Annotated in this window: 17 protein-coding genes and 1 pseudogene; 10 read left to right on the forward strand and 8 right to left on the reverse strand. The window is 45.9% G+C overall.

Features of this window, described 5'->3' with window-relative positions; translation table 11 throughout:
* Window positions 1–348: 348 nt before the first annotated feature.
* Both BLR37_RS03085 and BLR37_RS25220 read right to left on the reverse strand, forming a co-directional pair.
* Entirely contained in the window at window positions 349–1293 is a 945-nt protein-coding gene (locus tag BLR37_RS03085) for a hypothetical protein (RefSeq protein ID WP_143009525.1), read from the reverse strand.
* 91 nt (window positions 1294–1384) lie between these two features.
* Complete coding sequence (locus tag BLR37_RS25220) at window positions 1385–1531, reverse strand: hypothetical protein (protein ID WP_156131392.1); 147 nt, start codon at window positions 1529–1531, stop codon at window positions 1385–1387.
* 239 nt (window positions 1532–1770) lie between these two features.
* Between BLR37_RS25220 and BLR37_RS03090 the strand changes: the two genes are divergently transcribed.
* Genes BLR37_RS03090 through BLR37_RS03105 form a run of 4 tightly spaced genes read left to right on the forward strand, consistent with a single transcriptional unit; the run spans window position 1771 to window position 4275 of the window.
* Window positions 1771–2253, forward strand: a complete 483-nt coding sequence (locus BLR37_RS03090) for a hypothetical protein (protein WP_039471922.1) — start codon at window positions 1771–1773, stop codon at window positions 2251–2253.
* A 2-nt stretch (window positions 2254–2255) separates the two neighbouring features.
* Window positions 2256–2906 carry a hypothetical protein gene (locus BLR37_RS03095; RefSeq protein ID WP_090764398.1) on the forward strand — a complete coding sequence of 217 codons (651 nt, stop codon included), beginning with the start codon at window positions 2256–2258 and terminating at the stop codon, window positions 2904–2906.
* The gene (locus tag BLR37_RS03100) at window positions 2894–3661 is read left to right on the forward strand and encodes a sensor histidine kinase (RefSeq protein WP_052265938.1); all 768 of its coding nucleotides are present in this window, start codon (window positions 2894–2896) and stop codon (window positions 3659–3661) included. Before BLR37_RS03095 ends, BLR37_RS03100 begins: the two co-directional genes overlap by 13 nt.
* On the forward strand, window positions 3658–4275 hold the full coding sequence (locus tag BLR37_RS03105) for a response regulator transcription factor (RefSeq protein ID WP_039471927.1): 618 nt from the start codon (window positions 3658–3660) through the stop codon (window positions 4273–4275). Before BLR37_RS03100 ends, BLR37_RS03105 begins: the two co-directional genes overlap by 4 nt.
* 475 nt (window positions 4276–4750) lie before the next feature.
* Here the strand turns inward: BLR37_RS03105 and BLR37_RS03110 are convergent, their stop codons facing one another.
* Window positions 4751–5314 (reverse strand): helix-turn-helix domain-containing protein, encoded by a 564-nt coding sequence (locus tag BLR37_RS03110; protein ID WP_039471929.1) that lies wholly within the window; start codon window positions 5312–5314, stop codon window positions 4751–4753.
* Between the two features lie 728 nt (window positions 5315–6042).
* Between BLR37_RS03110 and BLR37_RS03120 the strand changes: the two genes are divergently transcribed.
* From BLR37_RS03120 to BLR37_RS03130, 3 genes are read left to right on the forward strand one after another with little or no spacing between them, the layout of a single operon-like run.
* Window positions 6043–9015: a SusC/RagA family TonB-linked outer membrane protein gene (locus BLR37_RS03120; protein WP_090764400.1), complete on the forward strand. Its 2973-nt coding sequence runs from the start codon at window positions 6043–6045 to the stop codon at window positions 9013–9015.
* A 5-nt stretch (window positions 9016–9020) separates the two neighbouring features.
* Complete coding sequence (locus BLR37_RS03125; protein WP_090764403.1) at window positions 9021–10391, forward strand: RagB/SusD family nutrient uptake outer membrane protein; 1371 nt, start codon at window positions 9021–9023, stop codon at window positions 10389–10391.
* On the forward strand, window positions 10381–11727 hold the full coding sequence (locus tag BLR37_RS03130; protein ID WP_039471936.1) for a TlpA family protein disulfide reductase: 1347 nt from the start codon (window positions 10381–10383) through the stop codon (window positions 11725–11727). Before BLR37_RS03125 ends, BLR37_RS03130 begins: the two co-directional genes overlap by 11 nt.
* A gap of 52 nt (window positions 11728–11779) precedes the next feature.
* Here BLR37_RS03130 and BLR37_RS03135 read toward each other — a convergent pair whose 3' ends face one another.
* From BLR37_RS03135 to BLR37_RS03145, 3 genes are all read right to left on the reverse strand, one after another.
* Window positions 11780–12061, reverse strand: a complete 282-nt coding sequence (locus BLR37_RS03135) for a hypothetical protein (RefSeq protein ID WP_039471938.1) — start codon at window positions 12059–12061, stop codon at window positions 11780–11782.
* A gap of 58 nt (window positions 12062–12119) precedes the next feature.
* Window positions 12120–12566 (reverse strand): MauE/DoxX family redox-associated membrane protein, encoded by a 447-nt coding sequence (locus BLR37_RS25705; RefSeq protein WP_425261965.1) that lies wholly within the window; start codon window positions 12564–12566, stop codon window positions 12120–12122.
* A gap of 129 nt (window positions 12567–12695) precedes the next feature.
* The gene (locus BLR37_RS03145; protein WP_039471940.1) at window positions 12696–13283 is read right to left on the reverse strand and encodes a Crp/Fnr family transcriptional regulator; all 588 of its coding nucleotides are present in this window, start codon (window positions 13281–13283) and stop codon (window positions 12696–12698) included.
* 299 nt (window positions 13284–13582) lie between these two features.
* Here BLR37_RS03145 and BLR37_RS03150 point away from each other — a divergent pair, with 299 nt between their 5' ends.
* Window positions 13583–14311: a LytR/AlgR family response regulator transcription factor gene (locus BLR37_RS03150; RefSeq protein WP_039471942.1), complete on the forward strand. Its 729-nt coding sequence runs from the start codon at window positions 13583–13585 to the stop codon at window positions 14309–14311.
* On the opposite strand, the gene BLR37_RS25225 is transcribed toward BLR37_RS03150, so the two are convergent.
* The gene (locus BLR37_RS25225; RefSeq protein WP_156131393.1) at window positions 14308–14463 is read right to left on the reverse strand and encodes a hypothetical protein; all 156 of its coding nucleotides are present in this window, start codon (window positions 14461–14463) and stop codon (window positions 14308–14310) included. The genes BLR37_RS03150 and BLR37_RS25225 overlap by 4 nt on opposite strands.
* Before the next feature lie 87 nt (window positions 14464–14550).
* Between BLR37_RS25225 and BLR37_RS03155 the strand changes: the two genes are divergently transcribed.
* Together BLR37_RS03155 and BLR37_RS03160 are read left to right on the forward strand one after the other, a co-directional pair.
* Entirely contained in the window at window positions 14551–15558 is a 1008-nt protein-coding gene (locus BLR37_RS03155) for a sensor histidine kinase (protein ID WP_039471945.1), read from the forward strand.
* Window positions 15555–15938, forward strand: coding sequence for a hypothetical protein (locus tag BLR37_RS03160; protein WP_039471947.1), 384 nt, complete (start codon window positions 15555–15557; stop codon window positions 15936–15938). Before BLR37_RS03155 ends, BLR37_RS03160 begins: the two co-directional genes overlap by 4 nt.
* 131 nt (window positions 15939–16069) lie before the next feature.
* Here the strand turns inward: BLR37_RS03160 and mobC are convergent.
* Window positions 16070–18135, reverse strand: a pseudogene (gene mobC, locus BLR37_RS03165) (conjugal transfer protein MobC).
* Between the last annotated feature and the right edge of the window lie 7 nt (window positions 18136–18142).

Genomic DNA, 18142 nt, shown 5'->3' on the forward strand with positions numbered 1-18142 from the left:
TCTCTTTGGTTCTCATAAAGTTCTTTATTTGGATAATTCGTTCAGGGCTGTAGCATTGATACACATCACCTGTTGAAGAAATTATCCCGTCAATATCAAAGTCTCCAGGGGATGCAGGAATTTCCTGACAAACGATGGAAGAGTATTTAATTTTGAGTGTAGATTGGCATAATCTTTCCCAGGACTTCCCGTATAAAGGACCAATATCAGTTTGAACATATAAATATTCACAGACAGAAACCTCGCTGCCAGGGATCCATTTTTATCCCATATACAAACCAGTTACTACAATAGCCTCAAAAGACAGAGTGGCCATGCCCTCAATTGTGGCACGGCTACTCAAAAATATTATGCAGTGAGACTGTTTAATATCTCTTCTTCAGAGGCCAAAAGCTGTTTCAGCGCTTCATCAAAAGAAGCTAATGCATTGGCCAGCTCCTGTGAGAGATCTTCTTTCATTTTTACCATGTCAATTTCCACACCATCCTCCCCAACTACTTTTGACGGATCTGCACCATTGGACTTCATCTGTTTTATGCTGTTATCCAATTCAGTCAAGGCAGATGTAAATTCTCTTTGAACCGAATCCCTGCTGGAGGTAAGTGAATTTCTCTGGCAGTCAAATGTAGTGACTACCTCGTCTGCCATTTCTTTTTTCGCCTCCAGGCCAAGGTTATTATATTTCTTTTCCAGCTTCTCTGCCTCATCCCGAAGGGTTTCTGCCTTTGCAGATATTTTTTTAATGACAATTTTTGGGAGTTTCATAATGATTTCTTTTCTGTCTCTTTTAAATTCCGGGATTTTCGTTACAAATCCTGTCGATGCATATGTAAAAGTCGGAATCTTAGTAATTATCGTATGGGTTTTCTTAACCATTGTTGGGATTTTACCATAGATATTTACTTTTTTCATCTTCGGCCAATGGAATTCCATCTTCCAGCCGATGACTACCCTTTTCATACCCGGCTCATAAATGGTAAAAGACATTTTCTTTTCCTTAACCGTGGTCTGGGGAACGCTGAAGGACATCTTCTTGTTCCTCATTGTTACGCTTACCAGATCGAACGAGAGTTTTTTATCGACCATACTGAAATCAATATCCATGTTCAGACTGGCCAGTACAGAATTTGACCATGGTGCATCTTTATCACTGGTATCAGGCGCCAGTTCCTTATATTTTTGCTCATATTTTGCGACGACCGCATCCAAACTCGCATTCGTGGTGTCGCACTGGCCGAAAGCATCGGCAATACTGAGCATTAGAATGCTACAGCAAAATAAAAAAGTTTTCATTGTTTTGTGGTTTAAGTGTTAATTATATAATATACGTACGCAGACGAGTGGGCTACTCTCGAGTGGGTTTAATAAGCCGTAACCGACCCTGTTAGGGCATAATCAGTAGCACTTCTATCGCTGAGCAAGAGCGGTCATCTGCCAATGCCGGAAAAATGTTTTTAATCAGGGTGACCAAACGCTCACCTGCCAGGCTCATGGCGAGAATAAGCGAAATGAGTAAAATGAGTGGGTCCATAACTTTTTTAAGTCAAATTTGCGAATCTAAGGCAGTTAGGGCAATACCACACTGGTGGTATTCGCCGCGCGGTTTGGGGTATTTAAAAAAAATGTATAAGTTTATGACACCATCTGTTAACAGCTCTCCATCAGTTGACCCATCTTTTTAAAATACCCCTTGTGTGGTATGGTTTTACTGGCAAAGAGTATTGAAATTTGTTTTGATAACCAACCAGTAATAACCCTTAAAATAAAAGCATGTCAGAAAGTTCAACAACTACCTCCCCTGAATTCGTTTCGGTGGAATGCGAAAAAATGAAAGTAAACCTTGCCAATGCAGGGGAATTTATCACCGTAGCCAATGCGGCAATTTCGCTTGAAAAATATCTTGGCGATCCGCAGACCCCGGCCAGAAACGAATCAAGCCATATTTTCGGACACGTCTTTGGCATTAACAGTTTAAAAAAAGTGCTCATGGATATTGATATTTTCAACGCCAGGCAGGGGGAAAAAGACCCAAAAATTGCGGCCATCAAATGCTACTATGGAATCTCAAAAAGGAATGATTGTGATTTCCCGCTTAAACCTGCAGACGGAGAATTCAGGGATCTTATCCTGATGCCTGTACTGGACACCGGTGTGGATTTTCATAAGATATTGGGAATTGATGACGACGAGGTACTTTCAGGTTCAAGGCCCTGTCCCAATCAATGCGGAGAAGACAGTTTTCTGAGTAAATAAAAATGGCCTCATTTAAAGATATCAGTTTTGCCGTTTCCAATATTTCCGACATCTCGGAGATTTTTCCGGCATTGGTATGGATAAAATGGGGAAATCGGAACAAGCCCTTCGCTATGATGGGTTTGTTTTTTTTAGTTTCAGGAATTATCCGGCTCATTGCCCTGGGTACAGCTATAAAGGGCATACACAATATGCCGTTATATCACTTGCTTGCTTTATTGGAGGCTGCCGCAGTCTATATTTTCTTTACTCAGGCAAAAGGAACAAAGCCAAAAACAGCTGTTCTTGTTATTTTATTGTTGGTGTATTCGGGCAATATATTGTTCCAAAACATGTATCTGGACTTTAATTCCAATACCTGGACATTGACTGTATTGATTATCATCTTTTTGGGAATGCGATTCTTTCACAGAATTTACCAGACCGAGGAGAGTAAGGCGCTGCAACGGATGCCCGAGTTCGTTATCACCTGCGGATGGCTGATTTATTCTTCAGGGTCACTTTTTACCTACCTGATGGGAACAGATATCCTTTCGGGAAAGCCGGAAGGTTTCTTTAACAATGCCTGGTTGATTCAGTGTGTAAGCAATATCATCAAAAACGGCATAATCTGTTATGGTTTTATTTTATCAAGTACGGAATGTCCCAGGTAACATATTTCATTTTAGGAACCGGCTCTATGCTGGTAATGGTAGTGCTGATCATCTGGTTTGTCTATAGCTACCAGCGCAAACTGTCGCTGAGAAATGCGGAATACCGGATGGTGGAGGCCTTGATGCAACGCAATGAACTGAAATCTGCATATGCCGTGATTGAAGGCCAGGAGGCAGAACGCAAGCGGATAGCCGCCGAACTCCATGATAATATTGGTGGGATTATGTCCACTTTAAAAATATTCAGTGATCTGGTCACACTGGAAACCGACACCAGTGAAGTCCGGCGGTTAAACAAGAAAGTCAATGAGCTGAGTATACAGTTAACAGCAGAAATACGCAAACTTTCACATGAGCTGGATCTTCGGACACTTTCCGGATTTGGCTTAAGGGTAGCCCTAAAACAGTTGTGCGAATCCATTCAGGCAACAGGAAAGCTGCAAGTGGTTTCTGTTATTGAGCTGCAACGGTCCCCGGATGATGTCCTATCCATGAATCTTTACAGAATAATACAGGAACTGTTTACCAATACACTCAAGCATGCTGATGCCAGCCGGGTGAGGATCGAATTATCGGCCATTGATGATGAACTGACCATGATCTATGAGGATAACGGCAAAGGTTTTGACGCTGAGCTTCAGGGCGGAGGTATGGGACTGGATAACATACGCAAACGCACCCAGAGCATGGAAGGACAGCTCACTATCGATTCAAATTCTTTTGGAACAACCGTCATTATTGAAATCAAGTTATGAACAAGATAAATTTATATCTGGCCGATGATCATGCCATGATGGTTGACGGGTTGAAAGAGATATTACGGTCCCAGGACCACATCACCATTTCAGGTACGGCCTCAAATGGTGAGGAAGTGATCGAGCTGATGCATGCCAGGCCGGCAGATGTGGTGATTATGGACATCAACATGCCCCGGATGAACGGTATCCAATGCACGGAATGGATCAAAAAGAACTTTCCAAAAACCAAGGTAATTATTTTAACCATGTTCCCAGAGAAGTCGTATGTCGACCAGTTGATTTCCGCGGGGGCAGATGGCTGCCTGCTGAAGAGCAGGGGCAGTACTGATCTTATCGCTGCTATCAACAGGGTAAGTGAAAACCGGTCATATTTTGATACCATGAGGGATTTCGCCCAATCTGATGAGCACCCGATCTACAATCTTAGTGAAAGAGAACTAGAAATCATCAGGCTGATTGTCAACGGGCAAACTAGTGCGGAAATCGCAAAACACCTTTTCTTATCTGAGCATACCGTTAGAACACACCGGAAAAACATCTTTCGCAAGACCGGAATAAATTCGATAAGTCAGCTCACCTCCTTTGCCATCAATAATGATATTGTACGATGAAACAGCATCAAAAAACTAGATTAGAATCTAAAACTCTGCCCTCTAGTATCCATATCTGGCCCGTTGATCTTCTGGGATCCAGGTATCACTATCTTCAATCCTCTTGGATACGAGCCGCTGCATCTAATCGAGAAAACGGGTTTTGCTCATCGATTTGCGCCGCTTGATATCAGAAAACCGTTTAAAGTATTTACTCAGTTGATCTGTAAAGCCCGACCAAAAAACTCCATTAGTTCGTTCAGGCTCGCCTTGCCTAGCCTAAAAGTTCATATAAGGGCAAAATTTGTTTTTTGACTTAAAATTTACGAGCTAGTATTTGGGCAATTTTCGGACTGCTAAAAAATTATCATTCCCAAGTTGTATTTTTTTAAACCCTGACATCTACCTATCGAAACGACCAATTATTTATAACAATATATTGCACCTTATTATTTGAAACTGCCTGGTGTATTGTAAATAAAAACAATGAATTATATTATAATTTGCGTCTATACCTAAAGACTTTTCCATTTTTCCTCAAATCGTCTCTTTCTAGTAATTCGGTTTCTTGATATATCCTACTTAATGCTTTGGAAATTGACTTTGCATTGAATAGGTTTCTAGATTGTAGATAATGTTTATTTTCATTAAAGTAAACTAATATATCCATGGAGCGAACCCAATTGTTAAATAGACTGCTAGGTATTAACTGACTTTTAAGAATTAACGTTATGCTACTTTCTTTTACTTTATTTATGAAAAACTTCTCGTTACCATCATTATGCAGATAGAATTCAGATATCGTAGGAATAGAGGCTAGATCTCCAAGTATAATGGGATTTTCTAGAAATAATAAATCAGGCTCAACGGAAAAGAATGAGGCAATTTTTTCTGCAGTCTTAAGCGTGATTGAAGCCCGTCCATTTTTGATAACCCTAGCATGGTTTAACGATATTCCAGTTGCATTCGAAAAGCCCAATATAGTAATTCCTGATTGTTCGAGCAGAGAGCTTAAGTTTCTCCCAACATTTTTTCCAATATTATTTTCTAGCTTTTGCATAACCAAGCAAAATGAAAAAAAAAGTAGGCGACATTATTAACGAATTATTTGGTTTATTGCCGTATATGTATTAAATTTGTTTTTATAAAGAGGTAATAATAAGAGTCTTGTGGTTACATATTCTGAGGCCGTGACACAAGACAGCAGATTAATACCCATATCTATGTGTAGATGTATATATTTGTACATCGAAATAGGTGTGGGGCTGCTGTAATTCCATGTCACATAAGGCCTCAGAAACTTTACTGTAATCATGGTTTGCAGTCCCACATTTATTATGATGTTGGGCTACCAAAGACTCGTATCAACCATACGAGCATGAAAAGAAAAAACAACCCGGCAACCCTCCACACACCGTTCCCACCGATCAATGGCACTGCCTTGTTCTTTCCTTTCCACACACCAAAACCCACCCCCTTCTACCCTTTCAACAGGCTTTACGCTCTCAAGCCCAAAAACCCCATCTAGCTTTGGCATAGTTCTGCCCCTCCGTCTGCAACAGGTTCTTTAATAATGTAACTGAGGGGCAGACCTATGCCATGACATTACCATTAAATCAACCGAAACCCTATCACCAACCCAACTAACTAAAAGAAATAAAACATACTGCTAGCAAACCCCACAACCAGGCGGGAAGCCATGACTATCGGTTAATGGTTATTTCAAGCATGGCCCCGTCCTGGTTTATAAATACCGGCAGCAGTCCCATCAACTAACCATATAACCAAATGAACAAAGCAATAATATTTATTGTCCTGGCCGCGCTTTGCCCAAACTTTAAGTTAAGCGCCCAGACCACCACCCAGATCACCGGACGCGTCGTCACCGAAAGCGATGGCAAAGCCCTGCCCGGCGCCACCATCAGCATCAAAAACTCCAGCACTGCCGTGCAATCTTCATCGGACGGCACATTCACCATCCACACAAAAACCACAGGCGGAACCCTTAGCATCACCTATACAGGCTACCGTACAAAGGAAATCACTTTCAACGGCAGCCAAAAAAACCTGGAAATCAAAATGCAGGAAAGCACAAACTCCTTTGACGACATCCAAGTCATCGGATATGGCAAAACCACCAAAAAACTCAACACCGGATCGGTTTCCTCCATCAGTGCCGAACAGATCGAGCAGCAGCCCGTCACCAATGTCCTTTCCGCACTCTCGGGCAGGATGCCCGGCGTATTCATCCAGACCACCAACGGCCTTCCCGGCGGAAATATTTCCGTCCAGATCCGCGGAAAAGGCTCCCTCGCCGCAGGCACCGACCCACTGTACATTATTGACGGCGTACCCTACGACGGCGCTCCTGTAGGAAAGGGAAATACTGACGTACTGAACATTGCGGGCGCCGTCAGCCCCTTAAATAACATCAGCCCCGCGGATATTGAAAGCATCAGCATACTCAAAGACGCAGATGCCACCTCCATCTACGGCAGCCGCGGCGCAAACGGTGTAGTCATCATCACCACCAAAAAAGCAGCCTCCGGCCCCACCAGGTTTGAGCTGAACATCCAGCAGGGAGCAAGCACGGTAAGTGCAAGGCCCAAACTGATCGACCTCCAGGATTACCTTTCCATGCGCAGGGCCGCATTCGCCAACGACGGGCTTATCCCTTCCTCCGATCCGACCTCAGCAAACTATGCACCAGACCTCACCATCTGGAGCCAGACCCAGCAGACCGACTGGGTAGACTACATTTTCGGCCATACCGCTAATTCGACCAACCTCCAGACCAAAATCTCGGGAGGCAAAGGAAACACCACCTTTTCGGTAAGCGGGAATTTCCGAAGTGAAGGCACCGTGCTTCCAGGCAATAACAGTTACCTACGCGGCGGGATGAGCGCACAGATCCAGCACCTTTCAGAAGACCAAAAATTCTCCATCAGGGCCATCAGCCAGCTCAGCAGGCAGAACAGCGATCTGAGCAACATCGTGAGCAACCTGGACAGAAGTTACCTGACCGCCCCGAATTACCCCTTTTATTCTCCCGACGGATCGGTAAACTGGTATGCAGGCAACCTGCTGGCAGAAATCAATGCAAGAAGCAAAAACGCGACCGACAACAGCATCACCAGCCTTGACCTCTCCTACCGGATCCTCCCTTCGCTATCGTTCAGGGTCAACTCCGGCTACACCCGGACCAGTTATGACCAAAAATTTATTTCACCCAGCTCATCCTTGCAACCCGGCATCCTCAACAGCACCAATTTCAGTTTTACCGGAACGCAGTCCTTTATCTCCGAACCCCAGTTGGATTATAACCTGCGACTTGGCAAACATAAATTTTCTTTCCTTCTAGGCGGCACCTATCAGATGAAAAGCAGCGAACGCAGGTCCATCATCGCCCGCGGTTACACCCTTGAAAGCCTCATGGAAAACCCCGGATCTGCAGCAACCGTTACCGCAACAGGAACCAGTACCAATTACCGCTACGCCTCCCTGTTCGGCCGGGTCACCTACAATCTGATGGACAGCTATATCATCAACCTTACCCTGCGCCGTGATGGTTCATCACGCTTCGGCCCGGGAAACCGCTTTGGCAATTTCGGCTCCGCCGGGGCCAGCTGGATCTTCAGCAACCTTTCCTGGATGAAAAAAAACATGCCCGTGCTTTCCTTTGGTAAGATCAGGGCAAGTTATGGCAGCAGCGGCAACGACCAGATCCCAGACTATGGTTACCTGTCCACCTACAGCAGCCCGGGTTCCATCGTTTACCAAGGCATACCGGTAATCCGGCCCAGCCGGATCAGCAATGCGGACTTCAAATGGGAAAATACCCGCAAACTGGACCTCGGCGTGGAACTTGCCTTTTTTAAGGATGCCTTGAGCCTCACCGCAGATTATTATCTTTCCAGGAGTTCAGACCAGCTGGTCAGTTATGCCATACCGCAGATCAGTGGCTTCAGCAGCTACCAGGCCAACCTCCCGGCAGTGATCGAAAACAGCGGATGGGAATTCGGCATCAGCTCCAGCAATTTCAAGGGAAAACATTTTACCTGGACGAGTTCCCTTAACCTGACCATCCCCAGAAACATCCTGAAATCCTTTGAAAACTTCGAGAATTCCAGTTACGCTTCCATCTACGAAATCGGCTACGACATCAGCCGCATCCGGGGGTACCGCTCACTGGGGATCGATCCTGCCACGGGCAAAACCCGTTACGCCGGCCAGAACGGCGAGGTTTCTGCAACCCCCTATTTCAACTATACCATCGGCAGGTCTGCACCAGACTTTTATGGCGGCCTTGGCAACAGCATGAGGTGGAACAGTTTTGAATTCAGCCTGCTCCTGCAGTTTGTCAGACAGCAGTCCAAAGGCGGACTGATCCGCAACCCCGGGGGAAGTGGGGCCTTCAATGAATTTGACCTGCCTGTCTGGTCGCAGGCAAACCCTGGAGCTACCGTTCCGCCACCTTCCACCCAATTCGATTTTTATTATGGACAATCCTCTGCCAATATTTTTGATACTTCCTATCTGCGGATCAAAAACGCTGCCCTCGCTTACCACCTTCCGGAAAAACTGGCAAAAAAACTGGGCCTTGGCAACCTGAAAGTATTTGCAGAAGGACAGAACCTCTATACCTTCTGGAAACGCAATTCCGGCGTCATTGATCCTGAATCAGGTGCACTTTCCTCAACAAGCGGAAAAAACATCCCCCCATTGAAAACATTTGTCCTGGGCCTTCAACTTAACCTATAAACATCATGAAAAATCATATCAGAAATTCGGCCACATGGCTGGCCCTAAGCGCAGCGCTAGCCCTGTCCTGCAATAAGCTTATTGAAATCCCCGCCGCCAAAGACCAGATCGAAAACGGGGTGGTATTCTCGGACAGCACCATCACCTCCACAGCACTATTGGGGGCCTATTATACCATGGGTACCGTTCACAGCAGCATGAAGTATGTCAGCCTCTATGCCGATGAATATGCAGCTACATCTGCAACCACTACCAATGCCGAATACGCCAATAGCCAGCTGCTGAGTACCAATACCAATAATGCTTCGCTATGGAGCAGCCTGTATTCGGTCATCTACCAGTGCAACAGCATACTGGAAGGCACCGGTCAATCCTCTCCGATCTCTCCGCTGGCCAAAAAGCAGCTAAGGGGAGAAGCAAAGTTCCTCCGTGCCTTTGCCTATTTTAACCTGGTGGGCTTCTATGACCATATCCCGCTGATCCTGGGAACTGAGGTCACCGCAAACCGGAGCGCAGCACAGGCCAGCTCCGCAGCTGTCTTTTCCCAAATGGTACAGGACCTGAACGAGAGTGAACAGGAATTAAGCCCCGCCTATGCCGGCGCAGGCAGGGTCCGCGCCAATTCTTTCTGTGCCTCCGCACTACTCGCCCGGATCCATCTTTTCCAGCAAAACTGGCAGGCAGCAGCCGAGGCCGCCTCAAGGGTGATCAACAGTGGACTATATAATACCAAAGATGTAAAACCCGAAAACGTCTTTTTAGCAGGGAGCGCAGAAACTATCCTCCAGCTCTGGATGATCAACGGATTTTTGACAGATGCCGCGCAGCTCATCCCGGCCTCCGCTACACTCATACCAGCCTATCCCATAAGGACTGGCTTATACAGTGCCCTGGAAAACACTGACCTGCGAAAAACCAGATGGATAAGCACCAACACCGTCACCAGCGGGGGCCAGACCACAACCTACCCCTACCCGGCCAAATACAAAGCCCGTGCAGCAGGCAGTCCAAACCCGGAATTTGTCATGGCTTTAAGGATGGGGGAACAATACCTGATCCGCGCAGAGGCCCTGGCAAAACTCATGCAGCTGCCAGGCTCGATAGCTGACATCAACCTGATCAGGGCCCGGGCCGGTCTAAGCGCTCTGGGAAGCAGTCTCGACCAGGAAGGGTGCCTAGCTGCCATTGCCGATCAGCGCAGGATCGAGCTATATGGAGAATGGGGACTCCGTTTTCTGGACCTGAAGCGAAACAGTCTGCTCGATGTAACCCTGGGCATTTTGAAACCGAACTGGAAAACGACCGCAAAGGCTTTCCCCATCCCAAACAACGAAATTATTTATAATCGCAACCTCATACAGAACGATGGCTATTAAGAAACTGATCCCCTTTTTCATTTTATTCCTGACTGATCCCTTCAGCGGATCGGGCCAGCAGAAAACAGTTCCCCTGAAGATCGGAGACCGATTGACTGACCTGGAATTTACAGCCCATTCCGGTCGCAGGATAAACATACAGGAGCTTTACACAAGGGGCCCACTGATCATTGATTTCTGGGCAACATGGTGTGTACCCTGCCTAAAGGAGATCAGGTATACTGATTCGCTCAGCCGCAAATTTCCTGGCCGTTTCAGCGTGCTGCTGGTAAGCATGCAGGACAGGGAAAACATAAAAGCGTTTTTGGACCGGCCCGCCAATAAGGACCTGATCCATCTGGCCCCCAATATGCTTAGCGGAGATACTCTTTTCAACCAACTATTCCCGCACCGGTCCATCCCGCACAATATCTGGATCGATACCCAGGGTACCGTACGCGCAGTTACCGGCAGCGAAGATATCACGGAAAAGAACATCCTGGATTTTGCAGCTAACCTACCGATGTTAAAGGTCAGGGGGAAAAAAGAAAATCTGGATTTTAAACGGGGGGAACCATTCCACCTGGGGGACTCGACCTTCACCTACCGGTCGATTGTCTCCCCTTATATCGAAGGCCTGCCGTCAGGGCAGCTCAGCTCCCAAAAGGGTGAGCGGAGGGAATATTTCCAGTATAACCAGAACCTGTTGCAGGCGCTATGGGCAGCCTATAGCGGGTTTAATCCTGGTATCAGGTGGGAAATGGTCGTACTGTCTACCCGGGATTCTTCCCGTTACATGAGCCCGAAACTCCATGACCGGGCATTCCTAAAGAAATACGGCTACGAAGACAGAAAAGCATGGGAAGAAAAAAACCTTTTCTGCTACGCACTCACACTGCCAAAGCCCGTTCCGGATGCTATTTTCTCTTCTTACATTTTCAGCGATATGGAGCGGCAGTTTCGGATCAAAACAACGATCAGCGAACGTAATATCCACTGCGTGGTGGTTACCTCAGGTCAAAAGAGACCTAAAAAAAGTCTGGATAGGCACCGGAAACCAGAAATCACCTTCACCCCGGAACGCAGGTTGATCGTTAAAAATTCCACACTGACCGAACTGCTGGACTTTCTGTTCAGGCGTTTGCCCCCTGAGCGGCTACCGTACCCTTTTAATGACCGGAGCGGCTATCCCGAAGACTTCCGCTTTGACCTTGAGGAGGATTATTCCAAAGAACCCGAGGTACTCAAAAACGGAATGACAGCTGAAATATTTTTCAGGCGGCTCAGCCATTATGGCTTAAACTTCACCGCAGAGATTGTACCTTATCCTGTTCTGGTCATCAGCGACCCTGAATAAAAAATAACCCCGGCCTTTTCCGGCCGGGGTTATTTTTAGGATACAAACTAAACTAGTCCACATACTTGAGTACCTGTTCAGTCTGCCCGGAAACAATCGGTGTACCGATGGCACAGACATTCTGGTCACCTTCACATTGTTCGGCAAAGGGGCCGGTCGAATCGCCAAGCACTGCCGGACCATCAGGCGTAGTTCCATCAGGCAGATATTTCTGCCAGCTATGGGTGTTCGCTTTTTTACCGTTTAAAAATTCGGAAATGTCCGAAGCAAAAGCTCCGGTAACACTGGCCATTAATGCAATGCCCAGGATCGTGGTTTTGATGTTTGTTTTCATCTTGTTTAAAATTTAAGGATTTGAAAATTGGTTATTTATATATACTCCGCGGTGAATATCATTTTGGAAAAGCACGTCCCCATAAAAAAGGCCATAGGGAAACCAGCATAAAAAACAGGTTAAAAAACAGATGCTGTCTCCATCCGAGCTTTGATATCAGCCCACCACAGGTGCATGGGAGCCTGAGTCCGGAAAAGAGCATTAACGAAATATAGACCGTAAATGACAGCAGCAGAAAAAATGACAACCAGTGCGCAGTCTTCCTGAAACGTTCGGTAAATAGTAGGCAGACCAGGCTTAGCTCAACAAGCGGTACTACGAACCCGATCAGCGGAGCAAGGTCCTTAATCAGGGGAACCGGGGCCAGCTCCATCTGCGCTACGAACCGGTGATAGTCTGCAAGCTTTGAAAAACCTGCGTAAGCCCAAAGGACTAACAGCATTACAACTGGGAGTAAGCTGAGCAGTTCAATGCTGCTGAATTTGAATTTGTATCCGCTGTACATAAGCACATGCTTTCCCTTTTATAGTTTCAGTCTGGAAAGCCCGGTACCAAGTTCGCAACACATCTGTTCATAACCGGCAGGTTTTTACCGCGAAACACCGCGGCAAATACCGCCTTTTAACTATTGTATTCAAAGGCCCTTCAAAAACCTGTGGATACCATGGTCCTTGATCCCCAGGAAAGATGCGATATCCTTTGCCCTTGCAATCAGGAACACCGCTTTATGGTCATGGTAAAATCTGCTGACCATTTCCGCATGCCTTAAATTGACCAGCTCCGATACATGCACAGCCCTGGCAGCCCCGTTCCGGTAACGGATCTTTTCAGTAATCATGGCAAGCTCTCCAAAATCCCGGATGAGCACAGTCAGTTCAGCGCGTGAAATCTCCAGCAGTACCGATCCGCCGTAGGCTTCGATATCCACCAGACTGGAAAGCCCGGCAAAAAAACCGGGATGGGCGAATACAAAATCACCCTCATACCAGAACCAGGAGGTCCGGCCATCTAGGGTATCCGCTGAAAGACTGATCTCCCTGACCAGCCCGGCTGCTACAAACCAGATATGCTTCTGTACTTCCCCTTCCCTGAGAATATTTTTTGGGTTATTGAAACTCCTGTAGAAGACCAAAGGCTTCAGGGCATCTGCAAATCCACCAGGTAGTGCGCAGAAACCATCGAGCACTTTTAACAGGTGCCCAAAGTGTTCATCATTGACCATAACATAATAGACTAAACACCCGGCCAGAAAAAAAGGGAGCCAATATGGTTCCCTTCCTGTATCCGAAGATCCGATTGGATCCGCTTAAAGAACGATGGCCGAAATGATCGGTTAAACATTGATTATTTCGGTATTCAAGGTATGCCCAAAAGAAGTAAAATTGTAACAATATTATAGGAAAGTCCCTAACCACTATATCACACACTTATAATTAAGGCGATAAAAGTCTCCATTTAGCACAACACCTTGATGATTTAAAAGACAATTGCGATATTGCAGGTCAGCCAAGATGACCGCCCATGGAACTTATCAGTATTGCCATCGATGATGAGCCGCACGCGCTTGCAGAAATCAGTGAACTCTTATCCATTACTCCCGGGATCACGCTGCGTGCAAAGTTTTCGAATGTAGGTGATGCCCTTACCCATCTTCAGGAGTTTGGACCGGTAGATATTGTCTATTGCGACATCAGTATGCCGCTCACCGATGGGATAGAAGGCGCCAGGATGCTAAAAGTATATTGTGACCACCTGGTTTATACCACAGCCCACCGCAACTATGCAGAGGAAGCATTCCATGAAGGTGCATCAGGTTACCTGGTCAAACCGCTGAACCTGGAGCGGCTGATCGAAAAGGTGGAACAGCTTAAGGAAGTGCAGGAAAAAAGCAGGCGGATTGAATATGGCGAAAAGAAGTTTGCCTTTATTACCGGTAATACCAAAAACAGCTTTATCAAGGTATTTTACAGCGAGATCGTGTATTTCGAAGCCCTGCTCAACCATATCAAGATTATTACCATTAAAAATACAGAGATCACCTATGTGGGCCTTAAGCAGCTGGAAAGGGATCTGATGCGGCATCCGGACTTTATCCGGATCGGTAAGTCCCACATGATCTCAGTGAACTACCTTAAAAAGGTGGAGGGTAATATGGCGTTTATGACTAATGGGGAAAGTCTTCCCATTGGTGAAAAATACCGTAATGCCTTCACAGAAATGCTCCGCAAGGGAATGTTAAGCGGACGTTAGGAAATAACCAGGCCACTGGTATTGGAAGTTGTGGTGAGCACGGTCGTGGGATCGGTATTGGTGGTGGGATCAGTTATGGAGACGATCCTATGATCCTTTTTTTTAAAGGTAAACACTGTTCTTTTCTGGAGTTTTTTACGAGAGTTTTTCATGGTCTATCTGGATTGATTGACCAATTTTACCCAGGGACAGCCCCTTAAACATTTTTATTATATGACATGCCCTAACCACTATATCAGATGGAAAAATTTAGCAAAAACGAATTGAGGACACACCTGATCTGCTGGTCGGTCTACATTTTTGTGGAAGTTGTCCTGGCAGGGATCATCGCCGGCAGGTTCAGCAGTTTTTTCCTGTATGTGCTATTTTATGCGGTCAATATCGGACTGTTTTATTGCCACGCGCTGTGGGTAATGCCGCTGTTGAATAGGCGGACAAAAACGCGTGTACCATTTTTTTTATTGGCCGTCATATCCGAGTGCATGCTTTATCTTTCGGCCGCGACCCTGATCAATCTCCTGCTGGAAAGTTTTGGCCTGCGGGGATCGCATTTGGTGATCAACCTCCAATACCTCGGCATCACCTTTTGGCGCTCAAGTTTTTTCATCATGTATGCAACCGGTTATTTTTACCTTCGGGGATACCTGGAAAGAAAGGACCTTGAAACACAGCTGATCATGGCCGAAAAGGATTTCCTGAGGGCCCAGATCAATCCCCACCTGCTTTTCAATACCCTGAATTTTATCCGGCACGCCACAAAGCACAATACCGCCCATGCATCCCTTGCCATATCTTCGCTGAGCGATTTAATGGAATATGCACTGGAGGACAGCAAAAATGGGTTCGTGCCCCTGCGGAGGGAAACCGAGCAGGTGGAAAATCTTATTGGCCTGCACCAACTGCGTTTCGGCCATCTGCTGAAGCTGGAATATACAAACAATAATGGTAACCCGGAAGCATTGATCCTGCCCATAATACTTTTGACCCTGGTGGAGAATGTGTTCAAACATGGTATCCTCAATGATCCTGATAACATTGCACAGATCAATGTCAGCAGTTCGGCAACTGGAATTTCTTTCAGTACGACTAACCTGATCGGACCGACCGGCAAAACCAACGCAAGAGAGACAGGCCTTCAAAATATCAGTGCCAGGCTCGAACATGCCTATCCTGCAGGGAGGTATAACTTTACCTATGGCACAAACGGAAAACAATTTGAGACCAGGCTGACCATCAACCTTGCTTGAACATCCAAGTAGGGAATTTTATCTCCGGTGAACAACTGTTAGGTATTGATCCGCATAATGCTTATTTTCACAATATGGAAAACAAAGAATCTAGCGCGTATGTCAAGGCGAGGGCTGTCCTACTCGGCGGGTATTTTAAAACGAGGGGCTGGAATGTGGCGGAAGGGAAAAACAATACCATCTTGTTTTATATCCCTTCAACGCAGCAGTGCAACTACTCACAGCAGGACCTCGCAGACATAATCGCGGAATCTGATTTCCACGTACCTGAAACCGGATTAAAAATGAGCTATGTCACCTATATGTTCTTCCATCATGGCCGCCTGTATACACAACTGGAGGTCTTGCCCACCCATGAGTATGACATCTACACTGTATAGAACAGGCTGAAAGGCAAAGGATAGATAAATAGATCCTCGCGACTGCCCGGGCAGCGGTACCATCATTACCATGGCCGGGTTAAAATCAGCCAACTACTTTCGTTATATTTGACAAGCAAAACCACCCTAGCTTAAATATTCACTACCTGCTCCTGATCATCTCCTCCGTCTTCGGATTTATCCTTCTGGCTGTCATCGCTACTAACTGAACCTATCTCCTTTCCCCCAGAACCTCCGCTTCCTGCCTTTGCCAATATCTTCCCACACTCCTCCCTGATCAACCCCTCAACCTCCGCTTTGATCAACAGGTAATTCTCTGCAATCTCCTCCTGCCGCACTTCTCTTGGCCTTGGAATCTGCTTATAGCTCCCTTCCTCTTCAGCAATCGCCTGATGATCATTCTGTATCCCACAATGGAACATCTTTAATTTAATCTTCTCCTCCGGATTATCAGCTACTATGCCCACAAACTCTCCTGAAGATAAAGAAGCAATCTTCGAAGCCGGTACCGCATAATCCATCTGTGTGGACCGTGAAATGGAGATATCAGAACTGTTGATGCTCTTACTCTCTTTATCCTGCACAATCTTTCCAAAATTCTCAGAGAGCTTCTTTGCCGTATCCCCGCTTACCTGCCCACTGATGATATTGCCCACAATATTGGTGATCACATCCGCCTGCTCCTGCCCGTAATCTTTTCGGAGCTGTGAAAAATCCTGCAAGCCTAGTGTCGTTGCGCATTTATATCCCCTAGCCACCGCTATGTGGCTGTCCATCCCCCCTACAAAAATTGAAGAATACTCATCAAAAACAATACTACTTTTCAGCATCCCCTTTTTATTCACCAGTTTCAGCATCCTGTTTACGTATAGCGAAAGTACCGCCCCATAGGTCTGCACCTTCTGCGGGTTATTGCCCATACAGACAATCTTTGGTTCCAGCGGGTTATTGATATCCAGCGTAAAATCATTACCGCTCAAAACATAATAAAGTTGTGGAGAAGATAACCTGGCCAAACCAATCTTCGCCGATGCGATCTGCCCCTCCAATTGTGGCATAGCCTTTCTTTGCAGAGCAGAAATAAATGGATTGATCAATACCCTGATTTCCGGTTCTTCATGCAAAACCGCAAATAACTTATCATAGTCCGCCTGGATCAGTTCAATCGCATGCGGCAGCGTACAATAGCGTCCGTTTTTGTATTTCCTTAAAAACCAGATCACCGCCGTCACAAAATTGATTGCACTCTCCACAAAAAAATCACCCTGTTTTTTGATCCAGTCCCGGTTCAGCCCCAGCATGATCGTACGGCTGGCCTCCGTCGCATCGGTAATATCTTCCATACTCTGCGGATCTAAAGGATTGCACCTATGGAAAATCCGGTCAAAATCGATTACCCAAAAGCTTGGTTTTACCGTATAATTATCCCGGTATTTTAGCAGCGCATTATAGGCAATGATCGAAAGATCATCAAATTTAAAATCGTATAAAAACATTGAAAAACCTTTACGGATATGCTGGGTGATCACATGGCGGATCACAAAATAACTCTTACCCGGCTTTTCCCAGATCCGGGGGTACCCGTAACGAGCAGCCCCCGGAAAGGATTGATGATATTGATGTAAGAGTTCCTGATTTTTCCTTTCAGACTATATTTTGCAGGCAGGTTGATAGAATATTCATTTTCCAAAAGCCTTTCCTCTTGCGGAAAAGTTTCGTTCTCGCTATTAAATACATCGGTATTAATCGATGCTTTGATCAATCTGGACAGCATTGCACCACCGGAAAGCATCAACAAATAACCCGTAGTGGTAACCATGATATAAAGCCCGGCGGTCAGCCGGGCCTCAAATCCCAACAAAAAAACAATACCCGCTATAAAATAAAACACCAGTCCTGTAACCATATACATGACTATATTCTTTTTCCTGATCTTTTCATCTTTCCTCCCCTTTACTCCCAATAACGAAACCGCTAAACATAATAAAGTCGCTAACTTTGGCACCAAAAATCCATCAAAAAGCCCAGTCCTTGAAATATTCAAAACCAACCGATCGGTAATCCCTGCCGTAAAGCCCCAGATCTTAAAAGCCAGGTAACAGCTCATATAAAAATGGATGCTTAAAATAAACAGGCTGATGAGCCTGGTAAAATCGGTGATCTTACGCAAGCCCCCGATATCTTCTCCTGTATTCATATAGACC

It is taken from the genome of Pedobacter soli (genome assembly GCF_900101435.1).
Taxonomy (GTDB): Bacteria; Bacteroidota; Bacteroidia; order Sphingobacteriales; family Sphingobacteriaceae; genus Pedobacter; species Pedobacter soli.